The organism is Cystobacter fuscus, from assembly GCF_044360685.1.
Classification (GTDB): Bacteria; Myxococcota; Myxococcia; order Myxococcales; family Myxococcaceae; genus Cystobacter; species Cystobacter fuscus_C.
In genome coordinates this window covers 2473988-2492231 of sequence record NZ_CP043491.1, presented here as the reverse complement: position 1 = coordinate 2492231, position 18244 = coordinate 2473988, and the positions used below count along the sequence as shown (strand labels likewise).

Below are 18244 nucleotides of genomic sequence, written 5' to 3'. Positions count from 1 at the left end.
CTTCCACCCGGCGAGCAACGAGCCAGGCGCCAGCAAGGAGCCGGTTACTTCTTCACCTTGAAGGCGGGAACGCCCTTTTCCGGGTTGGGCACGCAGCCGCCACGGGGCGTGACGGAGATGACGTTGCCGTCCTTGTCCCGCTTCACGAGCGGCGGGCCGATGTCGGCGATGCACACCGCGTCGAAGTCCGGGTTGAGGCCCGAGCCCTCGGCGCAACGAGAAGCCGCGTTCTCGGGCGTCTGGTTCTTGAAGGCATCCACGCTGCACGGCACCTGGGGCCACAGGGCGAGCATCTGGTACTCGCACGACTCGCCACTGGTGCCCGTCGAGTAGCGGACCGTCGCGCTCAACTGCGTGCCCGGAGCCGAGGGCGCCGAGTAGACCTTCACGTCCTCATACGCGTAGGACACCGACTCCGCGTCGAGAGCTTCCTCCACGTTGTCCTCGGCGACGGTGACCGCCCGCGCATCGACCCTGATCGGGCTGAAGCCCTCCGCGCCACACAGGCCCTGCTCGTTCGGCTCGTCAGCCAGGGTGGCCGACAGGCTGGTGGCCGCCTTGGGGTCCGCGACCCGGAGCTTTTCCTCGTCGTCCTTGTCGGTGAAGGACACGAGGGACGCCGCACCCTCCGGGCGGATCGCCAGGCGCGTGGGCTGAACCGCCTGACCCTGCGTCGGGCACTCGGCGTTCTTGTCCGGGCAGGGATCGATGTACTTGAAGACGCCGATCGGCTCACCCTTGAGGCCGCCGCACGACTTGGTGGCATCCGCGGAGTTCTTCAGGAAGTACCCCGCCTGCCAGTACGCATCCGTGGCGTCCTGCACCTGGCAGCCGGCGGACGGCTGCTCGAGGTTGCATCCGGAGAACATACCGGCCAGGCCCAGGATGGCTACCGCGGTAGAAATACGCTTGCTCATGTCTCGTGATCCCATCGGGTAGCGTTCTCAGAAGGTGTACTTGAGACCCAGGCGGATCTGCCGCGGAGCCTGGTAGACGGTCGCCTGCTTGAAGTTCTTGTTCACCTTGTCCGCCGGCAGCGGGGTGCCCGCGACCGTCGTCACCTTGTCCGGGGTCAGCTCGCCCTCGATGCCGTCCTTGATGGGCAGCACGTCCTCGTTGGCGTAGATCTGATCCACCTGCGTGTACTGCTGGAAGTTGAAGATGTTGAACACGTCCAGGCTGAGCGACAGCACGTTGGTCCGGGTCACGCGGTAGTTCACGCCGATGTTGCCATCGATGTTGTGAACCCAGGGCGTGCGGCCCGCGGTGCCACGGGGGAGGATGAACGCCTCGCTCGTACCGTAGGTGGGGTGACCGCCGAGGTAGCTGATGGGCGTGCCCGAGTTGCCGCGGTACGACAGACCGAGGCTGCCCGTCAGGTTGTTGGTGAAGTTGAACTCCTTGGCGCCGAAGAGCTTGACGGAGTGGGTGCGGTCGTAGGGCAGCAGGCCCGTGCGGTTGTCCAACAGCTCGACCAGGTCGAAGTCCGAGTTGGTGTTCGGATCGAGCTGATCATTCTCCGGACGGAACAGACCGGCGTAGTTGCCGTACAGACGCGACCACGTGTAGCTCGCCTGCGCCAGCCAGCCATCCGTGAAGTTGCGGGTGAGGAACACCGACACCGCGTCGTAGTCACGCGTGGCCTTCGGGAACTCCCCCTTGGTGAAGCCGGAGCCCGGGTTGCCGAGGAAGTACGTGTTGCCACCATCGCGGCTCATGTCCTCGATGACCGAGTTCATGCTGCGGTGGGTATAGGTGGCGCCCAGGCGGGTGTTGGCCAGCAGTTCGTACTCGGCGCCGAAGAGCAGCTCGTCCGAGGACTGGGGCTGGATGTTGGGGTCCACCGGCGTCGCGTCGGCCTTGCCGCCCAGGTAGCTGAAGCTGGGGTTCAGATCGCTGTACGAGTTGATCTGCGCCAGGTTGCTACCGGCGAGGCACGCGCGCTGGCCCTCGGGCGTGTCGATGTTGGTCGCATCGCACCCACTGCCCGTCCCGGGGTTGCGGTAGGCGACGTAGCGCTGCTCGGTGGGGAAGCCACGGTCGAGCAGGTTGATGGGCACCTGCTCGTAGTAGCGCGCGAAGTTGGCGTACACCTTCATGCGGCCGTTGGCCATCGGGTCGACGATCACACCCAGGCGCGGGGAGATCTGGTTGCCGAGCACGAAGGCCAGATCCTGGCCGCCGTTGCCATACAGCCACTGGGAGTCGTAGCGCACGCCCACGTTGAGCGTCACGCGGTTGGCGATCGTCCAGCTGTCCTGGATGAAACCACCCGCGGTGGTGCTGGCGGAGTTGGCCGTCTGGGTGAGCTGGTTCGTCGAGGCATCCGGACCCGACAGGAAGCCGTAGCGGCGGTAGTCCTGCCACAGGGTGCTGCTCGTTCCCTCGCGCAGGTACACGCCACCCGTGTAGGCACGGACGTTGTTGTAGTTGAGGCGCTCGATGTCGACGCCCGCCTTGAACACGTGGCTGCCCAGGGCCTTGAGCAGGTAGGTGACCTTGGCGTTGCCCTGCACGCGGTCCAGCAGGGCGTCCTTGATGAGGCCAGGACCGCCCGAGTAGTAGTTGCTGGACGAGTTGCTGGCCGGGCAGGCGACCGTTCCACCCTTCCCGTCATCGCACAGCGCCGCGATGTTCGGGATCTCCGGCTCGTAGAAGGCGATGGAGCGGGGCTGGCGGTACCACACCAGCGCGAGGCCCGCGGCCCCCGTCGTGTCACCCGGCCGCGAACCATCCACCGGCAGGGTGGCGGACGTCTGGTGGAACCAACCGAGGTTGGCATCCACCAGGATGTTCTTGTCGTTGAAGGCACCCGCGTACTTGAGGGCCGCCGAGGTGGCGCTCGTCAGCTCCTGGACGTTGGCGAACGCCGCGCTGCCCGGCTTGCCGTTGTAGCGCTCCGGCAGCCCGCCCGACTGCGGATCGATCGCGAACACGCCGCGGCCACCGGACGAACTCGGCGTGCCGGCGATCGACACGGAGATGTTGTGGTCCTGGTTGAGCAGGTAGGTCAGCTTGCCGAGGTACTGCACCGACTGGGCCCGGACGCCGTACTGGCTCGACGAGTTCGGAATGAACTCGGTCTTCTCGAAGCCGAACTGATCCTTCTGCGTGACCGTGTTGCCCTCGGCGTCCACCACCGGATTGCCGTTGGCGTCCCGCTCGATCAGGATGCGGTTGAGGGTGCGGGTGTGGGTGTAGCTGGTGTAGGACGGGGCCACGCCAGCGAAGAACCAGAGCTTGTCCTTGAGGATGGGACCGCCCAGGGTGGCGCCCACGTCACCCAGGAAGTTCAGCGCGTTCTGGCCGGCGACGACCGAGGCGGCCTGGCGCACCGGGGTGCGCGGACCCTCGGCGAAGCCCGGGGTGACGGTGCCGTAGATGGAGCCGTGGAACTCGTTGGAGCCCGACTTCGTCACCGCGTTGATCACACCGCCCGTGGAGCGGCCGTACTCCGGCATGTAACCGCCGGTGATGATGTTGACGTCCTGCACGAACTCCACGCTCAGGGGGCTCGCGTTGACGCCGAAGGCGGGATCGTTCGTCGACAGGCCGTCCACCACGTAGCCGTTCTCGGGCGAGGTGGTGCCGTTGATGGACACGCCGTACGAGTCGCTCTGCGCGCCCGGGGCCAGCTCGGCCAGGCTCTCGAAGGAGCGCGCGCCGCCGCCCTTGCCACCCGGACGGTTCACCGCGATGCGCTTGATGAAGTCCTGATCGACGTTGACGCCCGTGCTCGTCGAGCCGACGTCGATGGTGGGCGGCGTGCCCGTGAGGACGATCTCCTCGGTGAAGCCCTCGGGCAGCAGCTCCACGTTCACCCGGATGGTGCGATCCAGACGCAGCTGCACTTCCGCGCGCGAGAAGGGCCGGAACGACTCCTTGTCGAAGCGCAGCGTGTAGACACCGGGAGGAAGCTGGGGAATACGGTACTGGCCCTGCGCGTCCGTTACGACAACCTGCTCACCTTGAAGATTGGGAGAGGTGGCCGTGACCACGACGTCCGCTACGGGCTTCTTGTTGTCAGCGTTGACAACACTTCCGATGATGACGCTGTCGGCGTAGGCCGCGGTGCCGTACGACAAGCCCGCAACTACGACCGCTCCAGTCGCCCGGAGCATCCGTCTGACTTGCATGCTGGGAACCCCTCCAAGGTGGGCTACGGTGCAGCAAAAAGCGTCGGGCAAAATATCTGAGGTGACCTTGTTGTCAACACGACGTTGATTTTTGCTGATGCCTGGGGCATTGCCCGATCACACAGGTGGTCTTTCCCCAGGTGGGGTCACTTGCACCCGTCCGCGATTTTTGTATGGTAGCGCGCCTTTTGCGATCCGGGCGGGATGTGGTGGGTGTCCACCCGAGTTCAGGAGCGTTACCGCATGTTCGACTCTGTCCTTGACCGAGGGCAAGGGCCCAAGTCCCGATTCGGAGTGGGTGCCGTCGTCTCGGTGGTGCTGCACGTCGCTCTGGTGGGTGGCATCGCATGGTTGTCGATGCGGCCGCCGAAAGAGGAAGAGAAGGAAGTCGAGGTGACGTTCAAGCAGGCCATGGCCCCTCCGGTGGCCGCGGCGCCACCGCCGCCTCCTCCCCCTCCTCCGGCTTCGAAGAAGACCCCCACCAAGAAGCCCACGGTGAAGAAGCCGGACACCATCGTCCAGCCCAAGGAAATCCCCCAGGAGAAGCCACCCGAGGTGGAGCCGGAGCCGGCCGCCGAGGAGGAAGAGGCGACCGAGGAAGAGGTCGAGGGTGGAGTTGAAGGCGGTGTGGCGGGAGGCGTCGTCGGCGGAGTGATTGGCGGTGTGGTCGGTGGCGTGCTCGGGGGCCAGGTGGGAGGCACCGGCACGGACGTATTGCCCTTCGGCGCGGGAATGACCCGCCCCGAGAAGCTGTCAGGTCCTCAGCCGCAGTACACCCGCGAGGCCCTCGAGGCCCATGTCCAGGGCCTCATGATCGTCAAGTGCGTCATCACCACCGAGGGCAAGGTCGAGCGCTGCCGCATCATCAAGCCGCTGCCGCACATGGAGCAGGCCGTTTTGGACTCGCTGTATGCCCAGCGCTACAAGCCGGTGACGTTCCAGGGCCGGCCCGTCCAGGTCGACTACACCTTCAACATCCGCCTGAGCATGCCGCGCTGAGCCAGCGCCGCCACTCCCCAGTCATCACGCCGTATCCAACTGCGCTCGAGGAGGAGCGCTTCCCCCCACCATGGATTTCTCCCTTACCCACATCTGGCAGTCCACGGGCCTCTTCGCCCGCTTCATCATCTTCACCCTCGCCTTCATGTCCGTCTCGTCCCTGGTCGTGATGGCCGAGCGCATCATCGTCTACCGCAAGACGCGCAAGGACTCGCGCGATTTCGCGGCGAAGATGGGCGCCATCCTCGCCAAGGGCGATCTGGCCCAGGCCGCGGGCGCCAACCTCGGCAAGGACGTGGGTCACCTGGGTCGCGTGATCAACTCCGGTCTGACCGCCTACCGCATCAGCCCCTCCAACAAGGACGTGGCGGTGGAGTCGGTGGCGCGCGCGCTCGAGCGCCAGGCGCAGCGTGAGGTGCAGAGCCTCAAGCGCGGCCTGGGCGTGCTGGCCACCGTGGGCTCCACGGCCCCGTTCGTCGGTCTGCTCGGCACCACGATGGGTATCGTGAACGCCTTCCAGCAGATGGCCACCGCGGGCGCGGGCGGTCTGGGCACCATCTCCGCCGGTATCTCCGAGGCGCTCATCACCACCGCCTTCGGTCTGCTCGTGGCCATCCCCGCGGTGATCGCCTACAACTTCCTGTCCGGTTGGGTGGACTCGCGCTCGGTGGACATCTCCGAGTCCTCCAACGAGTTCCTCGACGTGGTGGCGCGCCACTTCGGTGGCTCGCACACCGCTCAGGGCTAAGACCCCCCACGAAAGTCCCCGGCCCGCCTCCTCGGCGGGGCTGTCCGGGTCCGGAGCTCCCCCGGGCCGGGGCTTTCCCTCTTCCAAGCAGCAGGTGCACGCATGGGTATGTCAGCAGGAGGCCCTCAAGGGGGGCCCAAGAGCGAGATCAACGTCACGCCCCTGGTGGACGTGGTGCTGGTGCTGCTCATCATCTTCATGGTCGTCACGCCCATGCTCCAGCGTGGCAAGTCCGTCACCCTCCCCAAGGCCAGCAAGGTCGAGGAGGAGAAGAAGAGTGGCGAGGATCCCGACCCCATCATCCTCTCCGTCACCGCGGACAAGAAGACGTTCGTGGAACAGGACGAGTACGACGCGGCGGCGCTGGAGTCCAAGCTCCGGGACACCCTCGCCTACCTGCCCAACAAGAAGATCCTCCTCAAGGGCGACAACACCCTGACCGTGGGTGACATCCGCCAGGTGATGGAGATCACGCGCAAGGCCAAGGCCAAGAAGATCTTTCTCGGCGTCGAGGAGCAGAAGAACTAGCCATGTCCGCCCGCCGCCAGTTCGTCAAGCCCAGCACCCCCCCCAACTCGGAAATCAACGTCACGCCCCTGGTGGACGTGGTGCTGGTGCTGCTCATCATCTTCATGGTGCTCACGCCGCTGCTCGAGAAGGACATCGAGGTGCGCATCCCGGAGACCGAGGAAGTCCCCCCGCCTCCGGACGACACGCCCGACACCCAGCTCATCGTCAAGCTGGACCCCTCGGGTGCCTACACCATCAACACCGAGCCCGTGACCGAGGCCGACTACGTCACCAAGCTCAAGCGCATGCTCGGCGCCAAGAAGAAGGAGGACCGCATCGTCTTCTTCGTGGCGGATGACAAGGCCAACTACGGCAAGCTCGTGGCCGCCTTCGACGGCGCCAAGCAGGCCGGCGCCTTCGTGCTCGGCATGGCCACCGAGGACATCCCCGCCGCCGCCGCCGGCGCGACCGGAACCCCCGGCGAGGTGCCCCCCGCTCCTCCCGCGCCCCCTACTCCCTGAGTCACCTTGACGCGGTTCCCACGCCCGGGCTCGTCGGCTAGAGTCTGAGATTTTCATGGCCGACGAGCTCCTGGTTTTCGAGCAGACCATCGAGGCGGTTTTCGTGCGCGCCCTCCACGGGCGCCTGTCCCCCGCCTGCCGGGAGCGCCTGCGTCAGGCGGGGCTGGACGTCGAGCAGAAGCTCCGCCCGGCGTACGCCTTCGCCTCCTGGATGACGTTCCTGCGCATCGTGGCGGAGGAGCTCTATCCCCAGCTTCCGCTGGAGGAGAGCGCCTTCAAGCTCGGCGAGGCCTATATGGACGGCTATCGCGAGACGATGCTCGGCCGCGCGGTGCTGTCGCTCCTGCGCGTGCTGGGGCCGCGGCGCGCCCTCATGCGCGCCACCCAGCACTTCCGCTCGGGCAACAACTACACCGAGTCACGTCTCAAGGAGCTGGGGCCACGCAAGTTCGAGCTGTGGATGAACGAGGTCGGCTCCCTGCCCTCGTTCACCGCGGGCATCATCCACGCGGGCCTGCGCACCGCCGGCGTGGAGAACCTGCGCATCGAGCTGACCGGCTACGACGGCCACGCCTGCACCTACTGCATCAACTGGAGCGACGCCTCGGTCTCCTCGGGCGTGGCCGGCAATGGTGACTCCAAGGCCGCCACCAAGTCCGGATCCATCAACTCCCTGTAGATCCACTCGGCGATGAGCCCCGTCACCATCCAGATGGGCAGGATGTAGAGCGACGTCATCTGCCAGAGGATGGCCCCCGCGTCCGCGTAGTACCAGATGCGATAGCCCGTCAGGTTCTCCAGGGCCACGCCACTGAAGCCCTCGAAGAAGAGGATGGTGAAGCCGTAGAGCACCGCGCGCAGGAGCGTGGGGTGGCGGAAGGTGCGCTGGTAGATGGCCTCGATGAAGAAGAAGCAGGCCACGCCGTAGATGAGGAACATCCACAGCGAGCACTGGCCGTAGGCCGTCGACACGGGCGTCTGCCAGATGGCGTTGAGCCCCAGGCGATCATCCACCCGCCACTGGAAGCGGAAGAGCATCTCCAGCACCGGGATGTGCTGCGCGACGCGCACCAGGTTGTAGAAGAAGATCTCCGAGGACAGGCCCACCATTCCGTAGAGACAGAAGCGGAAGAGGCCGAACGTGAACTTCATCCGCGCGTTGCGCTTGAGATCGGCGCGGCGGATGTGAAGAGATTGAGACGCGGAGTCCGAGTGTGGGGCCGGGGCGGTGTGTTCCATGGGGCCCGAGGTTAGCTGAACTCCCACCCGTTCGTAAGATTCCCCAGGAGCGAAACTCCTGGACTTCCGCGATCCGCCCTGCCTGGACACGCCGTCCCATCGCGAGGACACGTGGGAAGGTGGGCCCGGCCCGGGGTCCGCGCCGGTACGCACCTTGCTCCCCGCCCCCCGGGACTCTTGACGAGGACGGGACATGCTGGCGCGGGTGCGGTCGGGCGCGTTGATGGGAATCGACGCGGTGGTGGTGGAGTGTGAGGTGGATATGGCCCTGGGGCTGCCGTACTTCAGTGTCGTGGGGCTGCCGGAGGGCGCGGTGCGCGAGTCCAAGGTGCGGGTCGTCTCCGCGCTGAAGAACTGCGGCTTCGAGCTGCCCTCCAAGCGCATCACGGTGAACCTGGCGCCCGCGGACATCCGCAAGGAAGGCGCCGCGTTCGAACTGCCCATCGCGTTGGGGGTGCTCGCGGCGGCGAAGCTCATGCCCGAGGAGCCCCTGTCGCACTACCTCTTCGGCGGAGAGCTGTCGCTGGATGGAGGGGTGAAGCCCATCAAGGGGGTGTTGCCGCTGGCGGTGGCGGCCCGGGATGGGGGCTATCAGGGCGTGATGGTGCCCGAGGCGAACGCGGCCGAGGCCTCGCTCGTGCAGGGGCTGCGCGTGGTGGCCATCCGCCACCTGCGCGAGGCCGTGGACCACCTGATCGGCGACAAGCCCCTCGCGCCCTTCACCCGCGAGCACCTCCCGCCCCCGCGCGGACGTCCGCGCCCGGCTCCCCTGGACATGTCGGAGGTGCGCGGGCAGGCCGATCTGAAGACGGCGCTGGAGCTCGCCGCCGCCGGAGGCCACAACGTGCTGTTCTGCGGGCCACCCGGCTCGGGCAAGACGATGCTCGCGCGGCGGCTGCCCGGCATCCTCCCCACCATGGGGTTCGACGAGGCGCTGGAGGTGACGAAGATCTACTCCGTGCTCGGGCTGCTGGGGGACACGCCCTCGCTCATGCGCGAGCGGCCCTTTCGCGCCCCCCACCACACCATCTCCGACGCGGGCCTCGTGGGCGGAGGCCCCGCCACCCGGCCCGGCGAGCTGTCCCTCGCGCACCACGGCGTGCTCTTCCTCGACGAGCTGCCCGAGTTCCGCAAGAACGTGCTGGAGGTGCTGCGCCAGCCCCTGGAGGAAGGCTCCATCCACCTGGCGCGCGCCACCCAGCATGTCACCTACCCCTGCCGGGTGATGCTGGTGGCGGCGATGAACCCCTGCCCGTGCGGCTACTTCAACGTCCCCGGCCGCACCTGCACGTGCCCGGAGTACCGGGTGCATGACTACCACTCGCGGGTGAGCGGGCCGCTGCTCGATCGGATCGACATCACCCTGCAGACACGCCCCGTGGAGTACCGCCACATCGCCCGGCCCGAGGATGAAGAGCCCCCGAGCACCTACTACCGCGAGCGCGTGGAGGCCGCGCGCGAGCGCCAGCGGGCCCGCTTCCGCGAGGAGCCCGGCGTGCATTGCAACGCCCAGATGCCAGCGCGGCTGCTGCACCGCTACTGCAAACCCGCCCCCCGGGCCGAGCGGATGCTCGAGCGGGCCGTGCGCCAGTTCGGCCTGTCCGCGCGCGCCCATGATCGCATCCTCAAGCTGGCGCGCTCCCGGGCGGACCTCGAGGGACACGAGCGCATCGAGGACATGGACATGCACCTGGCCATCGACTGCCGGCAGATGGATCGCCGCGGCTGGTTGCACACCAACCTCCAGGGAGGACCCCCGTCCCACCAGGAGTTCCCCGGCCCCTGGCCCCGGCCCGAGGACTCCTGACCCTCCCCTCCACCGCATGGGACGCCTCGGACGGGACGAGACGCCCGAGGTCAGATGCTCCCGGGTGACCGCGCACGGCACACCGCTTGCTCAAGAGCCTCTCGTCCCCCGAGCTCCCTTCCGGAGCGCGGCGGGGCCCCCGGTGACGGGCGGCGAGGAGCGACGGATGAACAAGCTGACGGAGAAGTTGAAGGCGGTGGCGGCGGCGGTGGCGGCGATCGAGAAGCAGTTCGGCAAGGGGGCGGTGATGCCGCTGGGGGGCGAGGCGCGCGAGCAGAAGGTGGCGGTGATTCCCTCGGGCTCGGTGGGGTTGGATCGGGCACTCGGGGTGGGAGGCTACCCGCGCGGACGCGTGGTGGAGCTGTTCGGTAACGAGTCCTCGGGCAAGACGACGCTCACGCTGCACGCCATCGCCCAGGTGCAGGCGCAGGGCGGCGTGGCGGCCTTCATCGACGCGGAGCACGCGCTGGACGTCAACTACGCGCGCAAGCTGGGCGTGCGCGTGGAGGAGCTGCTCATCTCCCAGCCGGACACCGGCGAGCAGGCGCTGGAGATCACCGAGCAGCTCGTGCGCTCGGGCGCGGTGGATCTCATCGTCGTGGACTCGGTGGCGGCGCTGGTGCCGCGCGCGGAGATCGAGGGGGAGATGGGGGATGCGCACATGGGCGTGCAGGCGCGGCTGATGAGCCAGGCACTGCGCAAGCTCACCGGCGCGGTGAGCCGCTCGGGCTGCTGCATCATCTTCATCAATCAGATCCGCATGAAGATCGGCGTGGTGTTCGGCAACCCGGAGACGACCACGGGAGGCAACGCGCTGAAGTTCTACTCGTCGGTGCGCCTGGAGATCCGCCGCACGGGCAACCTCAAGGACGGAGAGAGCGTGGTGGGGACGCGGGCGAAGGTGAAGGTGGTGAAGAACAAGGTCGCCCCGCCCTTCCAGGAAGCGGAGTTCGACGTGCTCTACGGCCTGGGCATCCACCGCGCGGGAGAGGTGCTGGACCTGGGGGTGCAGACGGGGCTGGTGGACAAGGCGGGCAGTCACTTCAGCCTGCGGGGCGAGCGCATCGGCCAGGGCCGCGACCGGGCCACCGAGTGGCTGCGCGAGCACCCGGACGCGTTGGAGTCGCTCGCCCGGGAGCTGGCGGGGATGCTCCCCACGGCGGCGCCCTCCACCGCGAGCGCCGAGGCGGAGGCCCCCACGGCGCAGGCCTAGACGTCGGGCAACACGAGCGACGCGGGCAGCGCGAGCAGACGCTGGCCCGCGCGCAGGAAGAGCCGGCCCTGGGCGTCGTGCTCCATCAGCTCGCCCAACTGGTACTGGGCATCCCGGGAGAAGCGCGCCCGGGCCCGGCCGCCCTTCACCTGGCACTCCAACACGCCCTCGGCGCCCACCCCGAGGCTCGAGGGCTCCAGGGCCTCGGCGGTGCGATCGCTCAGGCGCACGGAGACGCGCTCGTCCGGGGTGACGTCCACGGTGCGCACCTCGTAGGCCGCGTCCTCCACCTGGACGTAGCACCAGTCGTTGCCAATCTGGAGCTGGTAGCGGCCCGTGTCGTCCAGGTGCAGGGAGCTGTTGAAGAGTTCGATGATGCGCGGGTGCTGGATGGGCTCGTCGTCGTGCCACCAGCGCAGCCGGGCATCCAGGCGGATGCCGCTGTCCTCGCGGGTGTGCCAGCGCTTGCCCGAGGGAGGCCCGGAGGCGGGAGGTGGGGTCGGAGGAGTGTCGCTCACCCCATGAGATGTGCTCGCGCGGTGGCGGCCGGTCAAGCCCGGAGGAGGGCCGGCCCTACCAGTTCCGGACAAGCTCGGTGTAGCCCCGGAAGGCCACCGCGCCCCAGAAGTTCACCAGTCCTCCGAGCACCAGCGCGGCCACCACGGCCCGGTGGCGCAGGGGCCAGCCTCCCAGTGCGAAGAGCAGCAGGAGGTAGGGCGTGTAGTCGATGCTGAAGCGGAAGCCGAACTGCATGTAGCCGGTGTTCTGGTAGAACAGCCCGGGCAGCGCGGTGACGGCCACGGTGAGCCACACCGGCCAGTGCAGGCGCGGCGTCCTCTTGGGCATCAGCAGGAAGACGAGCAGCGGCAGCGTGAGCAGCAGCGTCAGCCCGTGGGGATCGTACGTGAGACGCGGCGGGGAGCCCGAGAAGCCCGGCAGCTTGAGGAAGGCCGCCTCCAGGTTGCGCGGCAGGTAGGCCGGGTTGAACAGGCCCAGGCGATCGATGTCCACGTTCACCCGGTTGTTGTAGAGGAAGCGGTGGCCGAACTCGGTCAGGCTGCCGAAGCGGTGGAAGTTGTAGGCCGCCGCCAGCATTCCGAGCGGCGCGGCCCCCAGCACGAAGCGGCCCAGCTTGTCCGCCACGGGCTTCCACCTCGTCCCCAGGTCCTTGAGCTGGGAGAGCCGGTCCGGGCCCGGGCACACCGCCTCCAGCACGAAGAACAGCCCGGTGAAGAGCAGTGGCGTGCGCGTGAGCGTCGCCATGGAGAAGAAGAGCCCGGCGAGCAGCGGCCGGTGCGCCCGGATGGCGTTGCGCGCGTAGAGGCACGTGAAGGCCACGCCCATCACCTCCGCGCTGAACCACACCTCGCCGCGAATGGCCGCGTAGAAGAAGAGCGTGCCGAAGCCCAGCGTCAGCGCCAGCACCGCGTTGGGCACCCACGTGCGCGGTGTCTCGCCCTCCTTCGTGAGGAAGCGCAAGAGCGCGTAGAAGAGCGCCACCGCCAACGCCCCCGTGAAGACGCCGAACGAGGTGTCGTTGAACTGATAGCCGTTGATCGCCACGAAGGGCAGCATCACCACCGCGGGAAACGACGGGAAGCTCACGTACCAGCGATCCCCCGGCCGCGGCGCGCCCTCGCACCGCACCTTCGCGCCCGCCACCTCGCGCACGCACGCCCAGTCCTCCAGGTTGGGCAGAACCTCGGGATCCAGATCCAACCGGCCCTCCAGCCACGCCTTCGCCTGGTACACGAAGTGGGGCGCCTCGCTCTGGCGCAGGAAGCGCTGCGAGCTGAAGCTGGCCAGCACCGCGAAGCTCACCAGGAAGAGCACCACCTCCACCCGGTACGCCGCGAGCCACGTGCGCACCGCCGCCCCCACCACCCCGCTCCCCTGCTCCCCCACGGGCACCGGCACCACGGGCCGGGAAGGCCGCTCCGGCGGAGCCCCACTCCGGAGCGAAGGCTCGGGCGAAGAGGCACTCCGGGCGGGAGCCTCGCCCGGGGAGGCACCGCGCGCGGGAGGCTCGGCGGGAGGCGGCGCGGAGGGAGCCGGCGCTCGGGACGGGTCCTTGGGAGGCGTGGTGGAAGGCTTGGAGCGTTTGGACTTGGAGCGGCTCATGGCGAGGAGGGCGCAGTCAGCAGGTGCTCGCGCAGCAGCTCGAGCGCGTGGGAGGCGGCGAAGAGGCGGATGAGTTCGCGATCCCCGGAGAGCGAGAAGCGCTCGCAGCGCGTGGGCCCGCCGTCCACCGCGAGCGCGCAGTAGACGGTGCCCACCGGATCCTCGGGCGTGCCCCCGGTGGGCCCCGCGAACCCCGTCACCGACAGGCCGTAAGTCGTCTGACACGAGGCACGGATGCCCTCGGCCAGGGCCACCGCCACCGGACGCGACACGGCCCCGTGACGCTCCAGCATGTCGGGGGGCACTCCCGCCCAGGCCGTCTTCATCCGCTCGGTGTAGACGACCGCGCTGCCCATGAGGAAGCCGCTCGCGCCGGGCACCGCGGTGAGCTGCGAGGCGATGAGGCCCCCGGTGCAGCTCTCGGCGACCGCCAGCGTGGCGCGCGCCTGCGTCAGGAGCCTCGCCACCACGCCGGGGTAGGTGTCCGCATCCGCCCCGTACACCGAGCGGCCCAGCTCCGCGCGAGACGCCGCCTCGGCCTCGGCCAGGGCGGCCTGTGCCTCGGCCTCGGAGGGCGCTTCCGCCATCAGCTTGAGCTGGTTCTCCGGTGCATGGGTGCGAAAGCCGAACACCACGCGCGGGTGCGCCCGGGCCAGCGGCGCCACGCGCGCGTCGAGCACCGACTCGGGCAGGCCCACCGTGCGCAACAGGCGGAAGGCGCGCCAGGTGCGCCCGGGCCGCCGCTCCAGCTCCTCGCGCACGCGCGGCACCACCACGCCGTCCACCAGCGCCCGGTACTCGCGCGGCACCCCGGGCAGGAAGAAGAGGCGGCAGCCGCCCAGCCGCACGATGAACAGCGGCGCGGCGCCCACGGGGTTCGGCACCACCTCCGCGCCCTGGGGCACGAGCGCCATGCGCGCCACGTTGGGGGTCAGCTCCCGGCCCCGCTTCTCGGCGCGCTCGCGCAGGAAGCGCAGGGTGCCCGCGTCCTCGACGAGGGGCACGCCCGCGGCCGCCGCGGCGCACTCGGCGGTGAAGTCATCCGCCGTGGGTCCCAACCCTCCGGAGACGATGACCACGTCCGCCCGGGACGCGGCCTCCTGGAGTCCCCGGGTGATGTCCTCCCGAACATCGCCCACCAGCACCACCCGGCCCACCTTGACGCCCAGCTCGAAGAGCCGCGCCTCCAGGTAGGGACTGTTGGTGTCGGTCGTCAGTCCGGTGACGAGTTCGTCCCCGGTGCACAGCAGCTCGACGCGCATGGGCCGGGCATCCTAGCCGCCCCGCGCGCGGAGCGACTACGCCATCCGCTGCCCGTCGTCCTCGTCGTCCTCGTCTTCCTCCGCCTCGTCCAGGAGCACCATGGCCGGGGCCGCGCCGCGTCCCGCCTTGCGGGCGACGAGCCGGTGGCGCACGAGGAAGGCCGACTCGAGCAGGCCAAAGCCGAGGTAGGCGAAGGAGTAGGCCACCAGCACGTAGGCCGGGTGGAAGCGCGTGCCGATGACGACGCCGCTGGCGAGCACCAGGGCGAGCACCAGGGCGGAGCGGGGCGACAGGCGCAGGTCCTTGAAGGTCCGGTAGCGGACAGTGGACACCATCAGCAGCGACAGCATGAGCGTGCCCGCCACCACGGGCCCCCGGGCCGAGTCATCGAGGGGCTCGCCGCCGGTTGCGGCGTAGTGGGCGATGATCATCGAGACGAGCACGCTGGCGGCGAGCGGGATGGGCAGGCCGACGAAGAAGTTGCCGCCACCGCCCTGGGGGCTGCGCATGGCGAGGACGTTGAAGCGCGCGAGCCGCAGGGCGCCGCAGGCGGTGAAGCTGAAGGCGAGCAGCAGGCCCACGAAGCCCAGGGGCTCCAGGGCCCACTTGTAGACGAGCAGGCCCGGGGCGGCGCCGAAGGAGACGACATCCGCGAGGCTGTCGAGCTGCATGCCGAAGTCGCTCTGGGTCCGCGTGAGGCGGGCCACCCGGCCATCGCACCCATCGAAGAACATGGCGAAGAGGATGGCCAGGGCCGCCTGGTTCAGCTGGGCCGGAGCCGCATCGCCCGCGCACAGGGTCAGGGCGTAGAAGCCACAGAGGATGGAGGTGACCGTGAACAGATTCGGCAGGACGAACATCAACTTGCGAGGACTCATCTGTTCTTTCCCGCCTCCGGGTGTCGGCCACTGGCCGTTGTGGTGAAAGCCGAGCGAGAACGGACCATAGCAAGGTTTTATTTGCCCGGACTCGAATGGAGGAACAATGGACGTGGCGCGGTGGGTCCCATGGGTGGTGGCAGGCGTACTCGTCCTGGGGGCGCTCAATGTCCTCTGGATACTGCTCGTGCGCTGGTGGTACCGCCCGCGTGTCCCCCCGCCCGAGTTGCTCAAAATCCGGTGCCAGGACGGCTGGGAGCTGAGCGTGTACCTGCGGCGCGCTCCCACCCGGCGCTTCGAGGAGCCCGTCCTGCTGTGCCATGGGCTGGCCGCCAACCGCTACACCTTCGATTTCGAGCCCCCCTACTCGCTCTCCCACGTCCTCGCGGAGGAGGGTTTCGACTGCTTCATCGTGGAGTGGCGGGGCATCGGGGGCTCGCGGCGCCCGCCTCCGGGAAAGCGCTGGCCGGATGCCACCGTGGATGACCTCGTCGCCCAGGATGGACCGGCGCTCATCGACCTGGCGCTCGCCCGCACGGGCGCCCGGCGGGCCTTCTGGGTGGGCCACTCGCTGGGGGGCCTGGTGGGCTACGCGGTGGCACAGGGCTCCCACGCCGGCAAGCTGGCGGGCCTGCTCGCGCTCGGCTCCCCGGTGTTCTTCCCCCCCGACAAGCTCATCCGCCGGCTCATCCACCTGGGCAACCGGGCCGCGTGGCCGCGGGGCCTGCGCAACGAGTGGCTGAGCCGCACGATGGCGCCCTTCCTCGGCTACCTCACCCTCCCCCTGTCGGACCTCATCATCAACCCCAAGCACATCCCCCCGGCCATCCAGCGCAAGGTGTACGCCAACATGATGGCGTCGATGAGCCGCAACGTGCTGCGCCAGTTCCAGGATTGGATCGACCATGACGCGTTCCGCTCGTTCGACGGGAGCGTGGACTGGCGCGCGGGGCTGGCGAAGCTGACGCTGCCGGTACTGGTGATGGGCGGAAGCCAGGATCGGCTGGCCCCTCCGAAGAACCTGCGCGCCCAGTACGAGTTGCTCGGCTGCGCCGACAAGCAGCTCTACATCTTCGGCGCCGAGCGCGGCGACAAGATGGACTACGGGCACGGCGACCTGCTCTTCGGCACGGGCGTGGCCCACGAGGTCCACTACGAGACGCGCGCCTGGCTCATCTCCCACGCCACGCACCTGAGCGTGCCGGAGGAGGCCAAGGACGGCTCCGTCCGCTCAGCGTGACGGTCCCGTCACGCACGGAGCCCCCGGCCCCACGGTGTCCTGGCCCTTCACGCGGCCCAGGGTGACCCGGGTCTCGCCCGCGCAGTCGGCCGCCACGAGTCCCCCGGCGTTGTCCCCGGCCGAGAGTTCCTCCACGCGCAGCACCCCGTTCTCCAGGGCCACGAGCGCGGGTCCACCGGAGCCCCGCACCTCGAGGCCCCCGGCCGTCACCCGGGCCAGCGTCTCGCCCCACACCCCCGCGGTCCGGCACGACGTCAACGAGGTCTCGCGCAGCACCACCCGGGCCCCCTGGGCCGCCAGCACCCCCGCGCCCGCCACGTCGCGCACGACGAGCCCACGCGCCTCCACCTCCACGTCACGCAGGTGCAGTCCGTCGCCGGCATCCCCCTCGCGCGATGTCAGCCCGGTGATGAGGGCCCGCTCCAGCCGCAGCCGCCCGCGCGTGGCAGAGATGCCGTAGGCCTCCGCGGCCTCCACGTGGAGGCCGCGCAGCAGCGTGTCCGAGCCCAGCAACGACACCGCTCCGAAGTCGCCACTGCCCACCACCCGCGTGTCCTCCATCACCCCCGTGGTGCCGAGCAACGCCACGCCCGCGCGCACCGCGCGCACCGAGGTGAAGCCGCGCGTCTCCAGCGTGGCCTCCCGGGTCTGCAGGCCATACTCGTGGCCGGTGACGGTGACGTCCTCGAGCCGCAGCGTGCCGTGCTGCACGAAGAGCCCCACGTCGGGGCCGTGCTCCACCGTCACGCGTACGAGCCGCGCCTCGCCCCGCGCCTGGTGCAGCGCCGTGCGAGCCCCGCCCACGCGCACCGACTCCAGTTCCACCCGCGCGTCCCGGATCTCCACCGCCCGGCGGAAGGCGCCGCCGAACGAAGCCTCGTGGAGCCGCGCGCCCGCGCCCTCCACCCGCAGGCCCACCGCCTCCGGGCCCCCCGCCTCGAACCGCCCCCCATCCACCGTCAGCTCACCTGCCCTCATCCACAGAGCCCCCGACCCCTGACCCGTGAAGCGCACGGCGTCCACCCGCACCGCGCCCCCCGCCTCCAGGCCCCACCCGCCCCCCTCGATCACCACCCCGCGCAGCCCCGCCCCATCGGGAGCCCGCACCACCGTCTCCGCCCCCTCCCCGTACACCATGGTCCCCTCCCCCTCGCCCACCAGCTCCCACCCGGCCGGCAGCACGAGGGGGCCCGGGTAGCGTCCCGGTGCCAGGTGCACGCGGAGCGGGGCGCCCGCCTCCCGTGCGAGCACCGGTCCCAGCGCCTGGAATGGCCGGCTCCGGGAACCATCGCCGCCCACCGGCCAGGTGCCATCCACCCACACCTCCACCCGGGCAGCCGGGGGGGCCGGGGGAGTCCGGCCGACGTGGGAGTGACAGGCCGAGAACACCAGGCAGGCGATCATCCAGGGAAGGCGGGACATGGGTTGCCCAGACTACGGCCTGCCAGCCTTCTTCGCCCGTTGGATCAGACAAGCCGCGCAAGTGATCGAAATGACAAAGGAAAACCCTCTCAATCGATCACATCCACCCGGCTCCGCCTGGAATTCCCACGCCGGGAGGCCGCACCC

Annotated in this window: 16 protein-coding genes; 8 read left to right on the top strand and 8 right to left on the bottom strand. The window is 69.3% G+C overall.

The annotated features are described in order from the left end of the window. Nucleotides 1-44: 44 nt before the first annotated feature. Nucleotides 45-917: a hypothetical protein gene (locus tag F0U63_RS10330; protein WP_395845725.1), complete on the bottom strand. Its 873-nt coding sequence runs from the start codon at nt 915-917 to the stop codon at nt 45-47. A gap of 27 nt (nt 918-944) precedes the next feature. Further along, complete coding sequence (locus F0U63_RS10325; RefSeq protein WP_395845724.1) at nt 945-4136, bottom strand: TonB-dependent receptor domain-containing protein; 3192 nt, start codon at nt 4134-4136, stop codon at nt 945-947. A 243-nt stretch (nt 4137-4379) separates the two neighbouring features. Here F0U63_RS10325 and F0U63_RS10320 point away from each other — a divergent pair, with 243 nt between their 5' ends. The 5 genes from F0U63_RS10320 to F0U63_RS10300 all read left to right on the top strand — a co-directional run bounded on the left by F0U63_RS10320 (nt 4380) and on the right by F0U63_RS10300 (nt 7593). After that, the gene (locus tag F0U63_RS10320) at nt 4380-5135 is read left to right on the top strand and encodes an energy transducer TonB (RefSeq protein WP_395845723.1); all 756 of its coding nucleotides are present in this window, start codon (nt 4380-4382) and stop codon (nt 5133-5135) included. Nucleotides 5136-5205: 70 nt separating this feature from the next. Then, entirely contained in the window at nt 5206-5883 is a 678-nt protein-coding gene (locus tag F0U63_RS10315) for a MotA/TolQ/ExbB proton channel family protein (protein ID WP_395845722.1), read from the top strand. Nucleotides 5884-5985: 102 nt separating this feature from the next. Then, nucleotides 5986-6411, top strand: a complete 426-nt coding sequence (locus F0U63_RS10310; RefSeq protein WP_395845721.1) for an ExbD/TolR family protein — start codon at nt 5986-5988, stop codon at nt 6409-6411. Nucleotides 6412-6413: 2 nt separating this feature from the next. Beyond that, nucleotides 6414-6914 carry an ExbD/TolR family protein gene (locus tag F0U63_RS10305; protein WP_395845720.1) on the top strand — a complete coding sequence of 167 codons (501 nt, stop codon included), beginning with the start codon at nt 6414-6416 and terminating at the stop codon, nt 6912-6914. A gap of 55 nt (nt 6915-6969) precedes the next feature. Further along, on the top strand, nt 6970-7593 hold the full coding sequence (locus F0U63_RS10300) for a DUF2378 family protein (protein ID WP_395845719.1): 624 nt from the start codon (nt 6970-6972) through the stop codon (nt 7591-7593). Here the strand turns inward: F0U63_RS10300 and F0U63_RS10295 are convergent. Further along, nucleotides 7494-8153, bottom strand: coding sequence for a hypothetical protein (locus tag F0U63_RS10295; RefSeq protein WP_395845718.1), 660 nt, complete (start codon nt 8151-8153; stop codon nt 7494-7496). The genes F0U63_RS10300 and F0U63_RS10295 overlap by 100 nt on opposite strands. A gap of 193 nt (nt 8154-8346) precedes the next feature. On the opposite strand from F0U63_RS10295, the gene F0U63_RS10290 reads away from it, so the two are divergent. Then, nucleotides 8347-9960 carry a YifB family Mg chelatase-like AAA ATPase gene (locus F0U63_RS10290; RefSeq protein WP_395845717.1) on the top strand — a complete coding sequence of 538 codons (1614 nt, stop codon included), beginning with the start codon at nt 8347-8349 and terminating at the stop codon, nt 9958-9960. Nucleotides 9961-10126: 166 nt separating this feature from the next. Beyond that, nucleotides 10127-11173: a recombinase RecA gene (gene recA / locus F0U63_RS10285; protein ID WP_395845716.1), complete on the top strand. Its 1047-nt coding sequence runs from the start codon at nt 10127-10129 to the stop codon at nt 11171-11173. On the opposite strand, the gene F0U63_RS10280 is transcribed toward recA, so the two are convergent. From F0U63_RS10280 to pssA, 4 genes are read right to left on the bottom strand one after another with little or no spacing between them, the layout of a single operon-like run. Continuing rightward, nucleotides 11170-11691 (bottom strand): DUF1285 domain-containing protein, encoded by a 522-nt coding sequence (locus tag F0U63_RS10280; RefSeq protein WP_395845715.1) that lies wholly within the window; start codon nt 11689-11691, stop codon nt 11170-11172. The two genes, recA and F0U63_RS10280, sit on opposite strands and share 4 nt — an antisense overlap. A gap of 55 nt (nt 11692-11746) precedes the next feature. Beyond that, nucleotides 11747-13294 (bottom strand): hypothetical protein, encoded by a 1548-nt coding sequence (locus F0U63_RS10275; RefSeq protein ID WP_395845714.1) that lies wholly within the window; start codon nt 13292-13294, stop codon nt 11747-11749. Beyond that, nucleotides 13291-14556, bottom strand: a complete 1266-nt coding sequence (locus F0U63_RS10270; RefSeq protein ID WP_395845713.1) for a CinA family nicotinamide mononucleotide deamidase-related protein — start codon at nt 14554-14556, stop codon at nt 13291-13293. Before F0U63_RS10270 ends, F0U63_RS10275 begins: the two co-directional genes overlap by 4 nt. Nucleotides 14557-14592: 36 nt before the next feature. Next, entirely contained in the window at nt 14593-15435 is an 843-nt protein-coding gene (gene pssA, locus F0U63_RS10265; RefSeq protein WP_395845712.1) for a CDP-diacylglycerol--serine O-phosphatidyltransferase, read from the bottom strand. A 106-nt stretch (nt 15436-15541) separates the two neighbouring features. Here pssA and F0U63_RS10260 point away from each other — a divergent pair, with 106 nt between their 5' ends. After that, entirely contained in the window at nt 15542-16675 is a 1134-nt protein-coding gene (locus F0U63_RS10260; RefSeq protein ID WP_395845711.1) for an alpha/beta fold hydrolase, read from the top strand. On the opposite strand, the gene F0U63_RS10255 is transcribed toward F0U63_RS10260, so the two are convergent. Then, nucleotides 16667-18097, bottom strand: coding sequence for a hypothetical protein (locus tag F0U63_RS10255; RefSeq protein WP_395845710.1), 1431 nt, complete (start codon nt 18095-18097; stop codon nt 16667-16669). The two genes, F0U63_RS10260 and F0U63_RS10255, sit on opposite strands and share 9 nt — an antisense overlap. Between the last annotated feature and the right edge of the window lie 147 nt (nt 18098-18244).

Coding starts and splice junctions, on each gene's coding strand:
- recA (WP_395845716.1), top strand. CDS start 10,127: ATGAACAAGCTGACGGAGAAGTTGAAGGCGGTGGCGGCGGCGGTGGCG.
- F0U63_RS10275 (WP_395845714.1), bottom strand. CDS start 13,294: ATGAGCCGCTCCAAGTCCAAACGCTCCAAGCCTTCCACCACGCCTCCC.
- F0U63_RS10330 (WP_395845725.1), bottom strand. CDS start 917: ATGAGCAAGCGTATTTCTACCGCGGTAGCCATCCTGGGCCTGGCCGGT.
- F0U63_RS10300 (WP_395845719.1), top strand. CDS start 6,970: ATGGCCGACGAGCTCCTGGTTTTCGAGCAGACCATCGAGGCGGTTTTC.
- F0U63_RS10290 (WP_395845717.1), top strand. CDS start 8,347: ATGCTGGCGCGGGTGCGGTCGGGCGCGTTGATGGGAATCGACGCGGTG.
- F0U63_RS10260 (WP_395845711.1), top strand. CDS start 15,542: ATGGACGTGGCGCGGTGGGTCCCATGGGTGGTGGCAGGCGTACTCGTC.
- F0U63_RS10310 (WP_395845721.1), top strand. CDS start 5,986: ATGGGTATGTCAGCAGGAGGCCCTCAAGGGGGGCCCAAGAGCGAGATC.
- F0U63_RS10305 (WP_395845720.1), top strand. CDS start 6,414: ATGTCCGCCCGCCGCCAGTTCGTCAAGCCCAGCACCCCCCCCAACTCG.
- F0U63_RS10270 (WP_395845713.1), bottom strand. CDS start 14,556: ATGCGCGTCGAGCTGCTGTGCACCGGGGACGAACTCGTCACCGGACTG.
- F0U63_RS10295 (WP_395845718.1), bottom strand. CDS start 8,153: ATGGAACACACCGCCCCGGCCCCACACTCGGACTCCGCGTCTCAATCT.
- F0U63_RS10320 (WP_395845723.1), top strand. CDS start 4,380: ATGTTCGACTCTGTCCTTGACCGAGGGCAAGGGCCCAAGTCCCGATTC.
- F0U63_RS10325 (WP_395845724.1), bottom strand. CDS start 4,136: ATGCAAGTCAGACGGATGCTCCGGGCGACTGGAGCGGTCGTAGTTGCG.
- F0U63_RS10255 (WP_395845710.1), bottom strand. CDS start 18,097: ATGTCCCGCCTTCCCTGGATGATCGCCTGCCTGGTGTTCTCGGCCTGT.
- pssA (WP_395845712.1), bottom strand. CDS start 15,435: ATGAGTCCTCGCAAGTTGATGTTCGTCCTGCCGAATCTGTTCACGGTC.
- F0U63_RS10315 (WP_395845722.1), top strand. CDS start 5,206: ATGGATTTCTCCCTTACCCACATCTGGCAGTCCACGGGCCTCTTCGCC.